Annotated in this window: 3 protein-coding genes; 2 read left to right on the top strand and 1 reads right to left on the bottom strand. The window is 50.5% G+C overall.

Annotation, left to right across the window (positions count from 1 at the left end; all coding sequences use genetic code 11):
* Positions 1-123: 123 nt before the first annotated feature.
* A complete protein-coding gene (locus tag KOR42_RS25985; RefSeq protein WP_146512711.1) occupies positions 124-336 on the bottom strand; it encodes a GNAT family protein in 213 nt (70 codons plus the stop codon).
* 1,001 nt (positions 337-1,337) lie between these two features.
* Here KOR42_RS25985 and KOR42_RS25980 point away from each other — a divergent pair.
* Together KOR42_RS25980 and KOR42_RS25975 are read left to right on the top strand one after the other, a co-directional pair.
* Positions 1,338-1,721: a toxin-antitoxin system YwqK family antitoxin gene (locus tag KOR42_RS25980; RefSeq protein ID WP_146512710.1), complete on the top strand. Its 384-nt coding sequence runs from the start codon at positions 1,338-1,340 to the stop codon at positions 1,719-1,721.
* A 505-nt stretch (positions 1,722-2,226) separates the two neighbouring features.
* Entirely contained in the window at positions 2,227-2,604 is a 378-nt protein-coding gene (locus KOR42_RS25975; RefSeq protein ID WP_146512709.1) for a hypothetical protein, read from the top strand.
* Positions 2,605-2,959 lie beyond the last annotated feature (355 nt).

Raw genomic sequence — 2,959 nt, 5'->3', positions numbered from 1 at the left:
CAATCCACTCGACCCACTGCACTCGAGAATAACCCACACGCGACAAGACACCATCCCCCAGGAATTCCAAAACCAGAAACCCCAAAGAATACAACCCAAGTCAACATGCACTCCAAACGGCGCTTACTCATTACCTAAGAGTGCGATGAAATCGACAACTTCTCCATCGACTTCTGTCACCCAAGTCTCTGCATTTGGCAAATATAACTCAGGAATGTTCCTTCGTTCCTGGGCAAGAAAGTCTTCTTCCAGGAATGGGTGCGCGAGTCGAGTTGCACTGTCCCATGCCTTGAGAATGGCTGGCACATCGCCGTTCTCGTATTTCCGAATCTGCATCGTTGGCGTCCTGCGTAAAGTTGTCGTGAGACGGCAGTGACACACGTGGTCGCGATCAGGTTCACTTGAGGAAAATGGCAATGAGTCGAATGCTTCGATTTCAAAGACCTGTCGTCGGCGGTCGGTTCCGCTATCGCTGCATCCACCCTACGTCGCTGCAGGGGTGAAGCCAGAGATCACGATCTCTTTGCACAAGATGCGGAATTCAAGGGAGCCATAATCTACGATCTCAAAATTGATTCCCTCGAGTTGACTTGATCGCTTATCCTCGATTTCAAGTTCGCTTAAAAAACAACTACTACTGACTACAGGGGACTCCAGGAGTCGTACGCCACGAAAACGAACGGAGAATTGGAATTTGTTAACATCACAGGAGTGAAGATTGAATGTCGATTCAATCGACATCTCTACGTCCGAGTGGTCGATCGTGTGTTACCATCGAACGCAGACCAAGTCAACACGACCCAGACTGTAGAAATCTAAGTCGGGGATGTGCTGATGCACAAGGTGCGCTCCTGGAAACGAAAAGTCCGAGAGCAGATGTGATCGCATTTGTTTGCACCTGTCGGATTTCCTGCAATACAGCCAGATTGTGTTCGTTCTGTATGCTGTTGCCTCTACGGTTTACACGAAGATTCCGGAAGGCTGAGACATGTCCCAGCCTACGTGACTCTTCGAGTTTTTCAATGGCCAGAGTGCACCGCAAAGTTTACCATCCAACGACGATCAAAGCATGCTCACGCGAGCGAGGGCATGGCACCAGCACCCAAGTTCTTTCTGCAATGCCACCCAGCCTCGAGCGTAGCACTATGCCGTACCACAAAAGTAAGTTATTCAAATGCCACACCTCCAACACTCGACTCTTGATCTGTCTATTGTCGACTTTCTTGAGCGGTTGCGGTCGTAGTTCACCAGCCCCCGGAATTGATGGCGAGGCCAACAGGAATACACTTCACGTCAATCCGTCAAACAAGTTCGGACCTACAGAGAAGGTTGCGTTCTTGGCACCGCAGGAAGTGTCGGCACAGTTTACTTGCGTTCCATTCGCATGGTCAAACGGCCCCGCAAGTGTGGACAACTTGACACCGAAAGAACGCGGACAAGTAAGTGCGTGGGGTGGTTTTACGCGATACAGCTGGGGCGAGACTGTGCGTAAAAAAGAAATGTACTACATCGATCCGTTGAGTATGAAGCACCGTTGGCAAGAAGAGTTGCGCAATGGCCAGTGGGTGATGTACGGACCGGAAGTTTTCTACAACGAAGACGGAAGCTACGAGATTGCATTTCGTAGCGATGGTGAACTCGAAGGCCCACGGATTTACTTCAGCGCTGATGGCGAAGAAATTTCCAGGCAGCTATACGAAGATGGAATTCCTGTTGAATAGCACATAGTCACGTAGGCTAGGACATGTCCTAGCTCAGGGTGGCCCGGCCGACGACGGCTGGGTGGCACGTCGATGCTCTCTGAGAACATCGCTCTCCAAAGGTCATTGGTCAGCAAGGGCATTCGTCGATCGCAGGAGAAGGTCAACTCGTGCAAATGCCCGGCATCGTGAAAGTGCTTGATCCGTTTTCAGTGAGGAGTCTGCATCAAACCATCGTACGTCCAGCATACACTGCAGGACAAGCCAGCAGTGGCGCCCGTCGCTTCTTCACCCGGTCTATACGTAACTGGATCGCCGTGATTATGATGTCGACTACAGTGGAGCTCGAGCAGGTGAATGTGGCGCCGCAGGTGGCAGAGTGCTCGAGTTCGATGATTGAGATATTGGCACATACTTGTCGCCACCAAATCCACCGAACAAACCACATGAAGCGGTCATACCGTTTGCAAACTTTAATGATATTCCTATCGGTAAGATATAGTGCACTGACCCATGAGGTGCTAGTATGGCATTTCTGCTTGTAAAATCTGAGAGAGCGGTTATCGAGGCGGTGTTGAACAATAATCCACATGTCAATATCGCCGGAGATTGGCACAGCGAGAAGGTTTCCTTTTTGAAGGAGATTTCTCGGAAGCGTGGATGGAGCGAAGATAACGTAGTCATACAATCGTACAAAAACGATCTTATGTACCAGGGTCCGGCAAATCTCATCCAGATAACGCTAAGCAGCGGTGACATTCTGAAAGGAAAGCTGCAAGGGTTAGGTTTCCAGGTATCAAGCAAGAGCTTGGACGGTCCGACCGTCGAGAATGATTTGTTTGTGAAACAATTGGTATCAGCTATTAGAAATGTGTCGCCCAATGCTGAAGTTAGGATAGGATGACATGCTGTCGTTGAGCAAGAGGGGGGGCTGTTGAGCGTTTATTCCTCTCAGGCGACAAATGATCATGAGTGCATGAGAGCAAGGTGGGTCAGGCTGTGCCTGACGATGATGAATCGCGGGGTGACCCGACCGCTTTCGGTTGGGTCGCGGAGCACCCAGCACCCAGCACCCAGCACCCAGCACCCAGCACCCAGCACCCAGCACCCAAGTTCTTTCTACAGTGCCACCCAACGCCGTTAACCTTTTTAGTGTTGTATCAAAAGACGTCTTGATGGAAATGTTGTGATGACGTAAGGCATTGTTGTCACACAAGTTCCTTTGTCATCTCGGAACGGAGTCCGGGCATGTCGCATCA

Origin of the sequence: Thalassoglobus neptunius (assembly GCF_007859735.1) — a bacterium.
Lineage (GTDB): Bacteria > Planctomycetota > Planctomycetia > Planctomycetales > Planctomycetaceae > Thalassoglobus > Thalassoglobus neptunius.
Note: the sequence above shows the minus strand (reverse complement) of the source record. Positions and strands in the feature narration are given on the sequence as shown.